This is a genomic window from Alloyangia pacifica (genome assembly GCF_020524285.1).
GTDB classification, from domain to species: domain Bacteria; phylum Pseudomonadota; class Alphaproteobacteria; order Rhodobacterales; family Rhodobacteraceae; genus Salipiger; species Salipiger pacificus_B.
In genome coordinates, this window is record NZ_JAIVKX010000019.1 from 30,520 (window position 1) to 44,630 (window position 14,111).

A 14,111-nucleotide genomic window follows, 5' to 3' on the forward strand; every position below is an offset into this window, starting at 1 on the left:
GACAGTTGGCAGGTCTCGTCCGTGAGTGGTGGCTTCTTGCGCTGCGCGTTCTCTCTGCGTCGGGCGACTGGCAGCGCCCGTGCCGGATGCCGCCGGCCATGGGGCCGGCGGTGAATCAGGTCGCCGTTCTTGACGTGGGGGCGAAGAGCTCTTTCAGCACTTGCGCGCGGCGCGCAGCCCTCAGGCCTTTGACAGGTTCGCAGGCCGCCATGACGGCAGGGCGTGCGCGTTCCAAGGCGGCTGCAAGATCGATCTCGCGAGCCTGATGTTGAACAGACACGCGCCCGCGAAACGGAATGATGTTTCTGGATTTGTTCATTTTTTCCTCGGCTTTTTGGGAAGGCGGCTCGAGCGGCGAAGCTCGACCTCAATTGCTGCAGCGCAGAAGCGCGCGGCCTTGGAATTGGGCAGTCGGATGAAGACGTTGGGTCCTCGAAAATTTCCGAGAGCGACAAATTTTTTGAAGAATCTTACCCTTTGGGGGCAAACGATTACGCGATTCATGCTGCAACTCCGGGTTGAGCAAGGCGGAAATCTGCATTCGGCACCTGTAAGGGGTGCTGACATGCTGATATTTCCGAACACGAGCGAGCGGAGACCCGCGCAAAAAGGGGCGAATTGAGAATGAGTGGTCAAAGTCATCATTGCCTGCAGTCCTCGATGAGCCACGCGGGCATCAGGGAAAGGGCAGGCGGCGGCGTGCTGCCGCCAGCGTTGAAAGCCGCAAAAATATCGGCTGCTTCGCCGGCTAGGCGCGATGCCTCGAGGATGTTGCCCTGGAGGATTGCGTTGCCGAGCTGGCGAAAGTGGTGCTGAAAATGATCCATCTGTGATGTCTCCCTAAACAAATCCGCGATTGGCTTGGCCTCTTCGGCGGATGCAGATGTAGGCTATGACTAAAACAGTCATCACGCAACAGAAAAAAGACTACTCTAGTCATTTGATGTGACTAGAGCTTGCGCAGCGGCACCTGACTGTGCCTAGGTGTTCACGTTATGTTCTATAGGCGGGGAAGGCTTTGAAGGCGAGTAGATTGCATGTGTTGGCGCTAAGGGCCGCTTGCACTGGCGAAAGTTTGGACGCCCTATTCAGGAGGGAGTGCGCGCATCTTTTCGGCGAGATCGAGAGGAAGCTTGTCCCACTTCCCGAGCATAATGAAGTCCAAGGTGACCCCATATCTGACAGTCAGAAGCGCCGCGACGCTATCTGACAGCCCCTGGCGCCCCTTTTCGAAGCGCGACCAGTAGGTGCGCTCGATTCCCAGGCTGTCCGCCATTTCGGATGGTGTCTTCCCGATCGCGCGGCGAAGTAGGGCAAGCCTGTGGCCTACCGCCTCTTTGCGCATGGCCTGCCACACGTCAGGTGGCAGCAGGGAATCTGGTTTGAGCGACATAAGCGAACATTGTTCGCTGCGGTAGTCATCAGCAATCACTGTTTCAGTCCCTTGACGGAATGACTAATATAGTCATTATGGCGATCATGAAGCAGCGCATAAAAAATCTCCTGGCAAAGGTCGGGTCGCGGGAAGAGGTCGCGATTGAATGTGGTGTCGAGCCCATCGCGGTCTACCGGTGGGCTCAAAATGGCTCGATCCCGTCGAAGCATTTGGCGGGGGTCTTGCGCGTAGCGACCAGAAACAACACTGGCGTCACGGCGTCTTCTATTCTCGAAGCGCACGATCCTGCCCAGCCAGAGAGCTCTCGGGAGGCGTCGTGATGCAAATATTCTCATCGATCGTGCACTCATCACATCAGTGCCTGTGCGCCCTCTTTCAAGGGCTGCGGTCCGCAATCAGCATCCCGGCGCCCCTCGTGCCGGGCCGCAGCGCGGGCGGGGGCTCTTCCTCCTCCCTGGTCCTGCCCGCGCTGCACCTTAACGCCACCACTCACTGAACATTGCACTCGTTCCATGGTCCCGAACCTAAACGGAGTAGCCAAGTCCTTCCAGCTAAACGAAAACGAGGCCCTTCACATGAGAGCGCAGACGTACGGCACGATCCAGAACGCGGTTTGCGAGGCGGTCGAAGCGACCGGCAAGCGTCACAAGGATGTGGCGGACTTCCTCGGCATTCGTGGCTCGACCCTGTCCTACGGGATGGAGGACAACGAAGACCGTCCGGGCGGTCTCGGTGTGAACTACCTGCATCGTCTGGGCATGGATTGCCCGGCCGCAGCGGTTCCCCTGGCGCAGCACTTTGCGGGGCTGGCCGGCGGCGTCTTCCAACCCGTCGAGGTCGGAGGCAGCGTGACCTCGCTCTTTTCGCAATGCGGCGTGGTCGCCAAGGAATGCGGCGAGGCGCAGGCGGCGATTATTCGGGTGATCGAAAAGGCCTCCGGACCTTCGAGCCAAGCCGCGCTTTGCGAGATCGATGAGGCCGTCGAAGCCTTGATGCGCGCTCGCGCCTCGATCGTCGCCAGCCGGGGTGCAGCCTGATGAAGGTCGACAGGGAAGAGTTTCGGCGCTTGCACGCGCAGGGTTGGAGTGACCGGAATCTGCGGGATCACTTCAAGGTTCGACATTCGACCGTCATGCGCGTCCGAGAGGCGCTTGGGCTGGCGCGAAATCCCTATTCGGTACCGTCAGGCCCGCAGGCATTCAGTGAATCGGAATTGAGGGACATGCATGAAGCGGGGCTTTGTGATGCGGAAATCGCGGAGAAGCTCGGGGTTAGCGCTGCGTCTGTCCTCCGGTGGCGGCGTCGGTTGATCGGCCTGCCGTCGAACCCGGTCCCAGAAGAACGTCAGCGGATTGCCGAGGAGCGCGCGCGCACGTCCATCGCGAGCGGACCTGTTGGCGCCGCAGTCCGTGGTGCCTTCAGTCTCTCGCTGTCCGATCCTCGCATCATGACGATGCTGGAGCCGCATTCGGCAGAAGCCATGAGGGCAGCAGCATGAACGGTCCGGAGCGCGCCACATTCGTCATCGCCGCAACCTCTCTGGCGCTTCGCAAGGGCGGCATGACGATCTGCTCTGACAGCATTCAGATGCTGAGCGAGGCGCTCGTTGCCTATCCGATGGCGCTGCCGGGTGACGAGATCGGCCCGGCGCATGGTCGAGCGTGCGAGGTGATCTCGGCTCGTCGTGCTGATGACGAAGCCGCCTTCGGCGCGGCCAAGTACGCGCTCGAGCTGGAGATGTCGGCCTTCTGGTCGCTCCGCGCCATGGCTTACTCAAAGGGGAACGCACGATGAGCACAGTCAGCCTGACCCGCGTGTCCGACGTCACCGATATGCCCGAATACCCGGTCCCTGCGGGCGAGCGCCTGGAGACGCATAGCTATTTCAAGCTCCATCACGTGGCCTTCTTGGAGAGCGACTTCTTCAAGGCCTGCAAAGAGATCGAAGACTGGGAGGTGGTCGGCCTCGCCTTGACGCTTTGGTCGAAGTGCCAGTCGCAGGACCCGGTGGGCACGATTCCGGCTGAGCCGCAGCGTCAGGCTTGGATGATGGACATGCCGCTTGCGCGGTGGGAGGGCTACCTGCGGCGCAAAATCAGCCCGCTCCACGGCTGGACGCGGTGCCGCATCATCGGGACCGGCGAAGTCCGCCTGATGAACAAGCGTGTGACCGAGGTGACCCTCGATGCGCTGGACTGGAAGAACAAGCACCAGGACCGCAAGGCGGCGGATCAGGAGCGACAGGCTCTCAGCCGCCTGCGCAAGAGCGTCGAGGAGATCGGCTCCAAGAACCTCGCCGCAAACCCCCGCTATGTCGTGATGCTGCACCGCTGGCTTCTCGACAACTACCCGCACGGCAACCGCACCGCCGTCCGCATCCTCGAGGGCATGGAGTACCTCGGGACCACCGATTTCCGGAGATGAAGAAACAACCGGTTTTGTCACGTGTGACAGAACCGTTCGGAAGCGTGACAGAACTCCAGACATTCTGTCGTCTCTAAGAGAGGAAAAGAGAGGAAAAAAAATGAAAAGAGATTTCCGCTCGGCTCCGATCCCAACGCTGACACCTGTGGATAACTCAGGATTTGCTGAGAGAAGGGGCTGGCAATGACCACCGAGCAGACCACCACCACCGAGACGAACCGTGACCGGGTGCGCAGACTGCTGATCGCACCGCTCCAAGCGCGGGGCTTCCGCTTTCCGAAGGGCACTGAGCAGTCTGAGCAGGTGAAGCGGCTCGATGCCATTGCTGACAGCATGGGCTATCTCGGCGATGAGAGCCTACGGGTGCTCGAGCAATGCATGCGGGCGAAGGGTCAGGGATCGGCCCGGTGTTTCTGGCCTGAGCTGGCGAGCTTCGAAGGCTACGCCGAGGCGCGCGAGCCGCGTCCTCTCGGCGAGCTGCCCGCCGTGCTGCGCTGGTTCCGGTCTGTGGCCGGGCGCGAGGCGCTGGCGGGCAACAGGCTGGTGGCCGAGTATCAGTTCTGGACCGAGAAGAAGCGCCCGCCGACCAGCTACCGGGAGAAGGCGGTGGTGGCGCGGCGCGCCAGCGAACACGCCTCGAAGGTCGAGCGGGTGCGGGATCGCATCTCGCGCGGCCTCCTGCCCTTCGATGGCGATGGGGAGTGGCTCGCCTGGTACGACGAGACCGAGGCGAAGGTGCGCGGCTACGTCGAGGCGGCGTCGGAAGGTGGCGCATGAGTATCTTGATTTCAGAACAGCAGTGGAGTGCGCACACGATGGTCAGCCCCTTCCTCAGCCTCAGGATCGGCGACGCGGTGCCGGTCGAGAGCAACTCGACGTCGATCTTCGAGGCGGGCGACAGCGCATGGTATGCCCTGCTCTGCCGGCCGCAACAGGAGCGGCAGGCCGAGAGTTGGCTTGCGGCCCGCGGTGTCTACGCCTTCCACCCCGTGACCTCGCGACGGACAAAGGTGCGCGGTCGGGTGCGGGAGTATGAACGTCGCTACCTTCCGGGCTATGTCTTTGCACGCTTCGCGGGTGTGCCGGTTCCGCACCGTGTTCTAACCTCGCCCTTCCTGACCGGCGCGCTCTGCCGGTCAGATGGTCAGTGGGGCGTGCTCGGGCCGAAGCGTCTGGCCTCTCTGCACGAGATGCGGGCGCGTGACCTGCGGCAGGAAGATGAGCGGCAAGAGCAGCGGCGCAAAGCTGCGGCGGCGCGGCGTGTGCGAGCTGGTGATCGGGCGATGTTCCGTGCTGGGCCGTTCGAAGGCTTCCAGTGCGAGGTGGTCGAGGTCGACGCGGCGGGCGGCATCAAGGTGCGCTTCGAGCTCTTCGGGCGGGAGAGCTCGGTCACCACCACCGGGGAAACACTCGTGGGGCTGGCTGCGAAAGAGAGTTGACAGGACGATGCGGCGATTCCTATGTTGCCGATACAGGCCTCATGCTCCGAGTGCTCTCCCGGAGAGGGACAGATACCGGAGCGGGTGGGCGGCGAGGATGGGTTCGAACGCCACATCTGACACGCCTGCACTGTGTCCCGAGCCCCGCCATTGTGCGGGGCTTTGTCGTTTCTAGGCTATGGGCATGGACCTCTTCCCTCAGCCAGCAGCCGGGCACGGCGATGCGTAAGCTCTGCGCGGCGCCCAGCTGCGAAGAGATCGCACTCACCGGTAAGCCTCGGTGCGCTGAGCATCAGGCCGAGCAAGACGAGAAGCGGGCCGGACAGAAGGCGGCGGCACAGGCCACGCCCCACGCTGCCGCTGCCCGAGCGCTCTACGCCGATCCGAGATGGAAGGCGGCGGCGCGGCTCTTCCTTCAGCGGCATCCGTGCTGCGTTGACTGCGACGAGCTTGGGGTTGTCGAGCCCGCGACCGACGTTGACCACGTGGTGCCGCACAAGGGCGACCGCTCGCTCTTCTGGGATCGGGCGAACTGGCAGGCCCTCTGCCACCGTTGCCACAGCCGGAAGACGGCCCGAGAGGTTTTCCACGGGGGCCGGGGGTAGGTCAAAAATCTGGGCTGGGGAGCGGAAACCGACGCCCAGACCGCTCTATCGGTGCCCAAAGATATGGAGAAGAAAGCCACTTCGGTCGTCACTTTTGGGTCTTGCCGAGCTGCGTACAAGCACCTTTAAGGAATACAAGGTTGATTAGCTTGGTAAAGTGACGAGGTGAGAATGGTCTCTGAGTTGTGGCAAAAGGCACTGCGTTGGTCAGGGCGGCACCTACCTGCGGTCTTCGCAGCGTTTCTATCGGTGCTGTTCGTCTTCTTGGTGGCAGGCCTATTCATTGAAGAGAAAAGCCTTCTTTCGCGGCTTGTGGCGCCAGCTGCGGGCTTTGTTGGCGGGGCAGTTATCGGTGGAGGATTGGCGGCCACCGTAGGGGGCATCGGCGTTGTCGCTATGGGAACCGGAATTGGGGTTCCGGCGCTGGCTGTAGCAGGACTAGGGGCAATGGTTGGGGGCCTTCTAGGCGGTGCCGGTGGCTTTTCTTTCGAACTAATATCGCTCATGAGAAACCCAAGCTCGTTCGATGTACAATATCTTGGCCTCTTCGGAGTATTTATTGCGGCAATCGTGCTCTTCTTCCTGCTTCGCTCAGGATTGAAATTCCTTCTTCACCGAAACGCATAGTCCCGAACTTATGCGCAGCTTTTCTCAGTGCTGGTCCTAGGTTTTGGATCAGCGCTCGATGCGAACATGATGTCCCCGGCGCGGCATAGCTGCTGCCGGGGTTCTTTATTGAGAGGGTCCGTATGCGTATTGATGCCTCTGACCTTCGCAACTTGAACCGCAACCTCGACAACCTTCGGACCGATCTGCCTCGGATGAATGCCTGGGCGTTGAACGACATGGCTTTCGAAGTCTTCCGCGAGAACAAGAAGTTGATGGCGCGGGTCTTCGACAACCCGGTACCCTACACGCTGAACGCCTTCTTCGTGCGCAAGGCCACGCCGCAGAACCCGGTGGCGACGGTCCAGCGCAAGGATAAGCCGGTCGGCAAGCACTACCTCGAGGTGCAGCAGCAAGGCGGTCGCCGTTCGCAGACGGGCTTCGAGAAGTTGCTGTCTCGTCGGCTGAAGTACGAGGGGATCATCCAGTCGGTGCTGCCGACGCGGGCCGCGCGGCGGAACCGCTACGGAAACATCTCGCCCGGCCTGATCCAGCAGGTGCTCTCGTCGGTGAAGGCGCAGGGCGATGCCTATCAGAACACGACGGCGGCTTCACGGCGCAGGGCAGGTAGACGCCGCGCGGGCTACTTCGTGCCGCAGGCCGAGAGCGCGCTGTCGCCGGGGGTCTATGAGCGGCGCGGCGAGACGATCCGCAAGGTGCTGGCCTTCTCCGACACGGTGCCGAGCTACTCGGCCCGGTTCCCGATGGAAGATCACGGCCGGCAGGTGGCGACGGCGGCGGCGCCCGCGGCCTACGACCGGGCGCTGACGCGGACCCTGAAGGCAAAAATCTAGGCGTGGGTCCTTCCCCCCATGCCCCCGCACAGGGGTTATTCGCACCCCGTTACATCTTACAGGCCGAAACCGGCGAACCCTGATTGTTGGGGTTCCTGTTGTTGTTGCAGAGGAAATCGAGATGCAGGAACGGCTCACGCTTCCGGACGGGAGCGTGCTCGACGTCACGCGCTACCCGCTCCCGGATGGCGTGGTCGACGACGGCGAGCCGCTCAACCGTACCGATCTCTCCCGCGTCTTCGGCGTGTCGGAGAACACGATCACCGACTGGATCGGGAAGGGGATGCCCGTTCTGGCCGGTGGTCGGAACGGCGTTGCCTACGAGCTTAGCCTCACCGAGTGCTGGGCGTGGCGACAGCACCGCGAGGCCGAGGACAAGAAGACCCGTCTGCGCCGCGACGAGCGCAATGCGCAGAATGCGCTGCTCTTCCGCAACCTCGATGACGGGCAGGAGGCGGAGGAATCTGGCCTCACCGCCAAGGAACTCCGCGAGTGGTCCGAGGCCGAGTATCACCGTAACCGCGTTGCCGAGCAGCGGGGCGACCTGGTGCGCGCAAGCCGGGTGCAGGAGCTGCTCGAGGACCTCGTCGGGATCACCCGCACCTCGCTCAGCACGCTGCCCGATCACCTTGAGCGTGAGCTTGGGCTGAACGCGGACGAGGTCACCAGGGTGCAGCGCCATTGCGATGCGCTGCTGCTGAAGGTGCGCGAGCGTATCGAGACCGAGATCCTCGGCGGCGCGCAGGTGGCGCAGCTGCCGGGCCGGACCGATCGGGCCGGGTTGCTCTGATGGTGGTCATGGCTGACCGGGCCAGCTCGGTCCGGCACATCCCGCCACTGCCGTCCTGGCGGCAGCCCACCGAGATTCTCGGCGACTGCCTGCCGCTGCTCGACCCACCGTCGCGGATCACGGTGACGGATGCGGCCGAGCGCTACATGCGGGTGCCGGTGGCGGGCGACTGGCGCCCGTTCGACCGGATGGTCACGCCCTACACCGTCGAGCCCGCCGACATGACGCAGTCGCGCCGGTTCAAGGCGGTTTGCTTCGTCGGACCCTCGCAGTCTGGCAAGACACAGCTTTTGATGACGGTGGCATTCCACTCGATCACCTCGGCCCCGGACCCGGTGCAGGTGATCCACATGACGAAGACGGACGCCGACGCATGGGTCGAGGAGAAGCTAAACCCGGCGATCAGGCACAGCCCCGAGGTTCTTGACCGGCTCGGGCGTGGCCGCGACGACGACACCTTCAGCCGCAAGCGCTTTCGCGGGATGCGGCTCAGCATCGGCTACCCGGTAGCGAACCAGCTGTCCTCGCGCAGCCAGCGCCTGGTGCTGATGACCGACTACGACCACATGAAGCAGGTGCTGGGCCCGAAGGATGCGCCCGAGGGCAGCCCCTACGGCATGGCGCGCCAGCGTATCCGGACCTTTATGAGCCGGGGCGGCGTGCTGCTGGAAAGCTCGCCGGCCTTCCCGGTGACCGAAGACGATTGGAAAGCCGGTCCGATGAATCCGCACGAGCTGCCGCCGGTCTCGGGCGGCATCGTGCGTATCTACAACGAGGGCACGCGCGGGCGCTGGTATTGGGAATGCCGGAACTGCAGCGAACTCTTCGAGCCTCACTTCGAGCGCCTGGTCTACGACGACACGCTCGAACCCGCCGAGGCGGGCGCCAAGGCGCAGATGGAATGCCCGGACTGCGGTGAGCTTTATGCCCACCGGCACAAGATCGAGCTGAACCGGCGCGCCCTGGCTGGTCACGGCGGCTGGCTGCACGAAGGCTCGCAGGTCGAGGACGGTAAGCGGGCGCTGGTGCGGATCGACGACGAGGCCCTGCGCGCGACGGACGTCGCGAGCTACAGCCTCAACGGCGCGGCAGCGGCCTTCGCGAGCTGGGAGGGGCTGGTCAGCTCCTACCTCGGCGCGCTGCGGCAGGCCGAGCAGTTCGGCGACTACACCGAGCTGTCGCGCGTGTTCTTCACCGAGCGCGCCGAGCCGTTCAAGCGGCCGGTCGATGCCGACGAAGACGAGCTGACGACGACGAAGCTGCGCGAGGCAGCGGTGACGCTGCCCCGCGGCGTGGCTCCGAACTGGTGCCGCTTCGTGACGGTCTCGATCGACGTGCAGGGCAATCGGTTCGAGATCCTCGTGATGGGCTGGGGAGAGCAGGGCGAGCGCGTCGTGATCGACCGCTTCCCGATCTCGCAGCCGCCGGACCACGCACCGCGGGCGAAGAACGAAGATGGTCGGTATCGGCTGATCGATCCCGGTCGCTACGCTGAGGACGCCGACGTGCTCCTGGAGCTGGCCGACAAGGCATACCAAGTCGAGGGTGAGAGCTGGGCGCTGAAGCCCTGCGCGCTGACCATCGACTTCAACGGCCCGGCAGGCTGGTCCGATAACGCCGAGAAGTTCTGGCGGGCGCGCCGGCGGGCCAATCAGGGACACCTCTGGTTCCTCTCGATCGGGCGCGGCGGGTTCCACCAGCGAGACCGGGTCTGGCTGGAGGCGCCGGAGCGCGGCTCGAAGGGCAAGAAAGCCCGCGGCATCAAGTTGCTCAACATGGCGGTGGACCGGCTGAAGGACAGCGTGCTTTCGGCGCTCGGACGCCTCGAGCGCGGGATCGGCGCGCAGCATGTGCCGGACTGGATCGAGACCGAGGCGCTGGCCGAGCTCCTCGCCGAGCAGCGCACCGCCAAGGGCTACGAGAAAAAGCAGGGTGTGACCCGCAACGAGACGCTGGACCTCGCGGTCCAGGCGCTCGCGACCGCCGAGCACAAGGGGCTGAACCGGATCAATCCGGAGGCGCCGCCGGATTGGGCGGTGCTCGGGCCCGGCAACGCCTTCGCGGTGGCCGGTATCGCGGCCGAGCCAGAACACGACGAACCCGAAGCCGCGCCAGCGCCGGCAGAAACTCCGCCGCCTGCGCCTCGTCGCAGCATCGGCTGGCTGAAAAGGAGATAGACCGGATGGCATGGACGCAGGCCGATGTGGACCAGCTCAAGGCTGCCATCGCCAAGGGCGTGACGCGCGTGCGTCTCAACGGCGAAGAGGTACAGTACCGGACGCTCGAAGAGATGAAGTCCACGCTGCGCATGATGGAAGACGAGGTCGCGGGCCGCGTGGCGGGCGCCTTCCGCGTCTCATATCCGCGCACCTCGCGGGGTCTCTGACATGAACCCGCTCGACAGCATGATCGGGTTTTTCAACCCGACCGCCGGTCTGCGCCGCGCCCGGGCCCGTGCCCAGACCAAGACGTTGATGAACTATGATGCCGCATCGCGCGGGCGGCGGACATATGGATGGAAGGCACCGGGCTCGTCGGCCGATGCCGCCGCCTACGGCGCTCGGGTGCGGCTGCGGAACATGAGCCGCGACTTCGTTCGGAACCGGGCCTATGCCGCCCGCGGGCGTGACGTGATCGTCGCGAACGTGGTGGGGGAAGGGATCACCCCAAGCATCCGCGCAGAAGGCAATGCCAAGGCGACGGTCGCGGATTTCCTGCCGCACCTCACCAGCACCGACATCGACGCGCTAGGGGAATACGACCTGTCTGAGATGCAGGGCATCGTCATGTCGACCGTCTTCACCGATGGCGAGGTGCTGGTGCGCCGGCGGATGCGCAACACGCGTTTCAGCCGGAACCTGCGGCTGCCCTACCAGGTCGAGCTGCTCGAGGTGGACCTGCTCGACCACACGATCCAGAGCTGGGGCGACAACCTGGTGATCGAAGGCGTCGAATACGGGCCTACGGGCGCGATCGAGGCCTACCACCTTTACAATGAACACCCCGGGGCGGTGCTGAACCGAAAAGCGCTGACCTCGACCCGCGTGCATTGGTCGGACGTGATCCACATCCGCCGCTTCGACCGGCCCGGCCAGCTGCGCGGTGTGCCGTGGCTCGCGCCGGTCATGATGACGCTCGGCGAATTGTCGGACTACCAAGAGGCGCAGATCCTCAAACAGCGCATGGCGGCGCTGATGGCGGTGATCATAGAGTGGGATGACGGCGCGGCGCGACCGTCTGGTGCGGGGCAGGGCCTCGAAGAGCTGGCACCTGGCGCGGTGGTCGATCTGCCGGTCGGTGCCAAGCCGCATTTCACCGAGCCGCCGACTGTCGACGGCTACGACGACTTCATGCGCCGGGGCCTCGCGACGGTCGCGGTGGGTCTCGGGGTGACCTACGAAAGCCTTGCGGGCGACCTGCGCAGCGTGAATTTCTCCTCGGGCCGGATGGGCCGGATGGAAATGGATCGGCTTGTCCGTATGTGGCAGCGCAACCTGATGATCGGCCAGTTCTGCCTCGGCATGGAGCGCTGGTTCCGCGAGGGCCTGGCGCTCGCCGGGCACCGCGGTTTGCGCTTCGAGATGGACTGGACGCCGCCGCGCCGCATCCTCGTCGATCCGACCAAGGAAATCCCCGCGATGATCGAAGAGATCGACGCAGGGCTGAACAGCCGGCAGCGCACTCAGCGCGAGCTGGGCCGCGATCCCGACACCATCCGCCAAGAGCGCGAACAGGACGCAAAAGCCGACAAGGACGCCGGTGTGACCATCACGCCGAAGGCAAAGGCGGCGCCCGCAATCAAAGAAGGAGAGACCGATGAAGGCGAGTGACCTCATTGTCGCGGGGGAGCTTATCCTCAGCGGCCCCGTCATCTTGGACGAATACGCCGCGTGGATGCTTCATGACGAGGTGTTCTTCAGCGCGCGCATGGTGCGCGAAGCCTTGCAGGAGCTCGGCGAGGGCCGGGTGATCGTTCGGCTGAACTCTGATGGTGGACATGTCTGGGGAGGCGAGCAGGTGCGCGCGATCCTCGCGGGTCACCCGGGCGGCACCGACATCGTCGTCGAGGGCCTCGCCGCCTCGGCGGCCTCTCTCATCTTCATGGCGGGCACGACGCGGCGCATGTCGGGCGGCTCGCAGCTGATGATCCATGATCCGTCGGGCTACGCCTGGGGCACGGAGAAGGAACTGCGCAAGGCGGCCGACGATCTGGACCGCGCCGCAAACCTCTATGCTTCGGTCTACGCGTCCGCTTCGGGGAAGAGCCCGGAGGAGGTGCGCGAGATCATGAAGGCAGAGACCTGGTATTCGCCCGAAGAGGCGGTTGCCGAAGGTTTCGCCGACTCCATCGACGGCGCAGCGGAAACCGACCGGGTGCCCGCTGCTGCGTATGCGACGATGGAAGCGGCAAAGGAGGCTTACACGCTCTCCGCCAAGTCCTTCCGGGCCATGCATGTCCGCAAGCGCGAAGGCCACCTGCCTCCGAACAATTCCACCGCCGCACGCTCCGAGCCGGATGGCGGCATCTCGGCCATCTCGGCCCCTTCCTCTGAAATGGAGACCACGACCATGTCGAAGCCCAACACGGCGGCGCCTGCCGTCACCCCGACCGCCGCGATTGCTGATCCGGCGCCTGTCATGACCACGCCCGACGCGGCTCTTGCGGAGCGCGCCCGGGCCCGCGGTATCCGTGAGATGGCCGCAACCTTCGTGACCTCGGGCCGTCTCGCACAGTCGGACGTCGACACGCTGATCGATGACGGCACCTCGGTCGCCGACGCCTCGGCGCGCTTCATGTCGATCATGGCGGCCGCTGAGCCGGTTGGTCGCAGCGCTTCCCCGACCGCGCAGATCACCCGCGACGAGACCGATACGCGCCGCGAGGGTCTCGTGCAGGCGATGATGCGGAATTACGAAGGCCCGGGCGCACAATATCGCGGCATGCGGCTGCGTGGCCTTGCCATGGAACTTGCGGGCGAGAGCCGGTCTTACTCCGAGTCGGCGACGCTTCACGCCGGGATGCGTGCCACCACCATGCTCGGCGGCGCTCACGGCGTCAGCGACTTCGCTTACATCACCACCGAGGTGATGAGCCGCACCCTGATCGCGGAATACAATCGCCGCGGTGCAAACTGGCAGGTGGTGGCCGGGGCGCCGATGACTGCCGCCGACTTCCGCGAGCTGCACGCAGTTCGCTTCGGCGGGGATTTCCAGCTCAAACCGGTGCTGGCGAATGGGGAATACCAGCAGGCGACGCTGAGCGACGAGGCAGAGGGTCTGAAGGTCGAGCGTCGCGGTCGCACCATTCACCTGACCTTCGAGGCGGTGGTGAACGACGACATGAGCGCTTTCGACCGCATCCCGCGCGAATTCGCCATGGCGGCGCGTGTGATGGAATCCAGCATGGTCTGGTCGCTGATCCGCGCCAACGCCAAGCTGAAGTCCGACGACAAGGCGCTGTTCCACGCCGATCACAAGAACCTCGCCGGCACCGCCGCGGTGATCTCGGTTGCCTCCGTCGGCGCGGGCCGCAAGGCGCTCTGGGAACAGACGGCTTTCGGCACGAAGGACAAGGACGATTTCCTACAGGTCGAGCCGAACGTGCTTCTGGTGCCGCCCGCGCTTGAGGTCGCCGCGCTTCAGTTCGCCACGGCGACCAACCCGGCCAAGGACGGCGATGCGAACCCCTACAAGGGAACGCTCCGCCCGGTCACCGTGCCGAACATCGGTGCGGCCGCGGGCGGTTCGGATACTTCCTGGTACCTGATCTCGGAAGACCTGCCGCCGATCTCGGTGGCCTACCTCGAAGGCTACGAGGCGCCGACCGTGCAGACCATCGAGGGCATGAACCCCGATCGCGTGACCATGGACGCGCGCCATATCTTCGGCGCGGCGGCCAGCGAATACCGCGGCGCCTACAAGAACGCCGGCGCCTAACTCGCAGCCGAGCTGAGTTTGTGACGGGCGGCGCGGCCGCCCGTCTTTCATAGCGGCCAGA

18 protein-coding genes are annotated in these 14,111 nt (G+C 64.5%); 15 read left to right on the top strand and 3 right to left on the bottom strand.

Going from position 1 to position 14,111, the window contains the following annotated elements:
- Nucleotides 1-115 precede the first annotated feature (115 nt).
- The 3 genes from LC039_RS22385 to LC039_RS22395 form a co-directional block, all read right to left on the bottom strand.
- On the bottom strand, nucleotides 116-319 hold the full coding sequence (locus LC039_RS22385; protein WP_226628395.1) for a hypothetical protein: 204 nt from the start codon (nucleotides 317-319) through the stop codon (nucleotides 116-118).
- A gap of 322 nt (nucleotides 320-641) precedes the next feature.
- The gene (locus LC039_RS22390) at nucleotides 642-827 is read right to left on the bottom strand and encodes a hypothetical protein (protein WP_226628396.1); all 186 of its coding nucleotides are present in this window, start codon (nucleotides 825-827) and stop codon (nucleotides 642-644) included.
- Between the two features lie 257 nt (nucleotides 828-1,084).
- Nucleotides 1,085-1,432 (bottom strand): helix-turn-helix domain-containing protein, encoded by a 348-nt coding sequence (locus LC039_RS22395; RefSeq protein WP_226628397.1) that lies wholly within the window; start codon nucleotides 1,430-1,432, stop codon nucleotides 1,085-1,087.
- A 38-nt stretch (nucleotides 1,433-1,470) separates the two neighbouring features.
- Between LC039_RS22395 and LC039_RS22400 the strand changes: the two genes are divergently transcribed.
- The 15 genes from LC039_RS22400 to LC039_RS22470 all read left to right on the top strand — a co-directional run bounded on the left by LC039_RS22400 (nucleotide 1,471) and on the right by LC039_RS22470 (nucleotide 14,050).
- Nucleotides 1,471-1,716, top strand: a complete 246-nt coding sequence (locus tag LC039_RS22400; RefSeq protein ID WP_226628398.1) for a carph-isopro domain-containing protein — start codon at nucleotides 1,471-1,473, stop codon at nucleotides 1,714-1,716.
- 255 nt (nucleotides 1,717-1,971) lie between these two features.
- Nucleotides 1,972-2,433, top strand: a complete 462-nt coding sequence (locus LC039_RS22405; RefSeq protein ID WP_224917805.1) for a hypothetical protein — start codon at nucleotides 1,972-1,974, stop codon at nucleotides 2,431-2,433.
- Nucleotides 2,433-2,894, top strand: a complete 462-nt coding sequence (locus tag LC039_RS22410) for a helix-turn-helix domain-containing protein (RefSeq protein ID WP_226628400.1) — start codon at nucleotides 2,433-2,435, stop codon at nucleotides 2,892-2,894. Before LC039_RS22405 ends, LC039_RS22410 begins: the two co-directional genes overlap by 1 nt.
- Nucleotides 2,891-3,190 carry a hypothetical protein gene (locus tag LC039_RS22415; RefSeq protein ID WP_226628402.1) on the top strand — a complete coding sequence of 100 codons (300 nt, stop codon included), beginning with the start codon at nucleotides 2,891-2,893 and terminating at the stop codon, nucleotides 3,188-3,190. The genes LC039_RS22410 and LC039_RS22415 overlap by 4 nt, the downstream gene beginning before the upstream one ends.
- On the top strand, nucleotides 3,187-3,819 hold the full coding sequence (locus LC039_RS22420) for a hypothetical protein (protein WP_226628403.1): 633 nt from the start codon (nucleotides 3,187-3,189) through the stop codon (nucleotides 3,817-3,819). The genes LC039_RS22415 and LC039_RS22420 overlap by 4 nt, the downstream gene beginning before the upstream one ends.
- A gap of 183 nt (nucleotides 3,820-4,002) precedes the next feature.
- The gene (locus LC039_RS22425; RefSeq protein ID WP_226628405.1) at nucleotides 4,003-4,596 is read left to right on the top strand and encodes a hypothetical protein; all 594 of its coding nucleotides are present in this window, start codon (nucleotides 4,003-4,005) and stop codon (nucleotides 4,594-4,596) included.
- Nucleotides 4,593-5,258, top strand: a complete 666-nt coding sequence (locus tag LC039_RS22430) for a transcription termination/antitermination NusG family protein (protein ID WP_226628407.1) — start codon at nucleotides 4,593-4,595, stop codon at nucleotides 5,256-5,258. Before LC039_RS22425 ends, LC039_RS22430 begins: the two co-directional genes overlap by 4 nt.
- A gap of 221 nt (nucleotides 5,259-5,479) precedes the next feature.
- Nucleotides 5,480-5,863: an HNH endonuclease signature motif containing protein gene (locus LC039_RS22435; protein WP_226628408.1), complete on the top strand. Its 384-nt coding sequence runs from the start codon at nucleotides 5,480-5,482 to the stop codon at nucleotides 5,861-5,863.
- Nucleotides 5,864-6,034: 171 nt separating this feature from the next.
- On the top strand, nucleotides 6,035-6,490 hold the full coding sequence (locus tag LC039_RS22440) for a hypothetical protein (RefSeq protein ID WP_226628410.1): 456 nt from the start codon (nucleotides 6,035-6,037) through the stop codon (nucleotides 6,488-6,490).
- A gap of 218 nt (nucleotides 6,491-6,708) precedes the next feature.
- Nucleotides 6,709-7,323 (top strand): hypothetical protein, encoded by a 615-nt coding sequence (locus tag LC039_RS22445; RefSeq protein WP_226628412.1) that lies wholly within the window; start codon nucleotides 6,709-6,711, stop codon nucleotides 7,321-7,323.
- A gap of 121 nt (nucleotides 7,324-7,444) precedes the next feature.
- On the top strand, nucleotides 7,445-8,113 hold the full coding sequence (locus LC039_RS22450) for a DUF1441 family protein (protein ID WP_226628414.1): 669 nt from the start codon (nucleotides 7,445-7,447) through the stop codon (nucleotides 8,111-8,113).
- Between the two features lie 8 nt (nucleotides 8,114-8,121).
- Nucleotides 8,122-10,290 (top strand): terminase gpA endonuclease subunit, encoded by a 2,169-nt coding sequence (locus LC039_RS22455; protein ID WP_226628415.1) that lies wholly within the window; start codon nucleotides 8,122-8,124, stop codon nucleotides 10,288-10,290.
- Between the two features lie 5 nt (nucleotides 10,291-10,295).
- Entirely contained in the window at nucleotides 10,296-10,499 is a 204-nt protein-coding gene (locus tag LC039_RS22460) for a phage head-tail joining protein (RefSeq protein ID WP_224917787.1), read from the top strand.
- A gap of 1 nt (nucleotide 10,500) precedes the next feature.
- Nucleotides 10,501-11,943: a phage portal protein gene (locus tag LC039_RS22465; protein ID WP_226628416.1), complete on the top strand. Its 1,443-nt coding sequence runs from the start codon at nucleotides 10,501-10,503 to the stop codon at nucleotides 11,941-11,943.
- Nucleotides 11,930-14,050, top strand: a complete 2,121-nt coding sequence (locus LC039_RS22470; RefSeq protein ID WP_226628417.1) for a head maturation protease, ClpP-related — start codon at nucleotides 11,930-11,932, stop codon at nucleotides 14,048-14,050. Before LC039_RS22465 ends, LC039_RS22470 begins: the two co-directional genes overlap by 14 nt.
- The last annotated feature ends 61 nt before the right edge of the window (nucleotides 14,051-14,111 follow it).

Excerpts from the sequence above, each read along its gene's own strand:
- LC039_RS22385 (WP_226628395.1), bottom strand. The coding sequence starts at position 319 with ATGAACAAATCCAGAAACATCATTCCGTTTCGCGGGCGCGTGTCTGTT.
- LC039_RS22390 (WP_226628396.1), bottom strand. The coding sequence starts at position 827 with ATGGATCATTTTCAGCACCACTTTCGCCAGCTCGGCAACGCAATCCTC.
- LC039_RS22400 (WP_226628398.1), top strand. The coding sequence starts at position 1,471 with ATGGCGATCATGAAGCAGCGCATAAAAAATCTCCTGGCAAAGGTCGGG.
- LC039_RS22405 (WP_224917805.1), top strand. The coding sequence starts at position 1,972 with ATGAGAGCGCAGACGTACGGCACGATCCAGAACGCGGTTTGCGAGGCG.
- LC039_RS22410 (WP_226628400.1), top strand. The coding sequence starts at position 2,433 with ATGAAGGTCGACAGGGAAGAGTTTCGGCGCTTGCACGCGCAGGGTTGG.
- LC039_RS22415 (WP_226628402.1), top strand. The coding sequence starts at position 2,891 with ATGAACGGTCCGGAGCGCGCCACATTCGTCATCGCCGCAACCTCTCTG.
- LC039_RS22420 (WP_226628403.1), top strand. The coding sequence starts at position 3,187 with ATGAGCACAGTCAGCCTGACCCGCGTGTCCGACGTCACCGATATGCCC.
- LC039_RS22425 (WP_226628405.1), top strand. The coding sequence starts at position 4,003 with ATGACCACCGAGCAGACCACCACCACCGAGACGAACCGTGACCGGGTG.
- LC039_RS22430 (WP_226628407.1), top strand. The coding sequence starts at position 4,593 with ATGAGTATCTTGATTTCAGAACAGCAGTGGAGTGCGCACACGATGGTC.
- LC039_RS22435 (WP_226628408.1), top strand. The coding sequence starts at position 5,480 with ATGCGTAAGCTCTGCGCGGCGCCCAGCTGCGAAGAGATCGCACTCACC.
- LC039_RS22440 (WP_226628410.1), top strand. The coding sequence starts at position 6,035 with ATGGTCTCTGAGTTGTGGCAAAAGGCACTGCGTTGGTCAGGGCGGCAC.
- LC039_RS22445 (WP_226628412.1), top strand. The coding sequence starts at position 6,709 with ATGGCTTTCGAAGTCTTCCGCGAGAACAAGAAGTTGATGGCGCGGGTC.
- LC039_RS22450 (WP_226628414.1), top strand. The coding sequence starts at position 7,445 with ATGCAGGAACGGCTCACGCTTCCGGACGGGAGCGTGCTCGACGTCACG.
- LC039_RS22455 (WP_226628415.1), top strand. The coding sequence starts at position 8,122 with ATGGCTGACCGGGCCAGCTCGGTCCGGCACATCCCGCCACTGCCGTCC.
- LC039_RS22460 (WP_224917787.1), top strand. The coding sequence starts at position 10,296 with ATGGCATGGACGCAGGCCGATGTGGACCAGCTCAAGGCTGCCATCGCC.
- LC039_RS22465 (WP_226628416.1), top strand. The coding sequence starts at position 10,501 with ATGAACCCGCTCGACAGCATGATCGGGTTTTTCAACCCGACCGCCGGT.
- LC039_RS22470 (WP_226628417.1), top strand. The coding sequence starts at position 11,930 with ATGAAGGCGAGTGACCTCATTGTCGCGGGGGAGCTTATCCTCAGCGGC.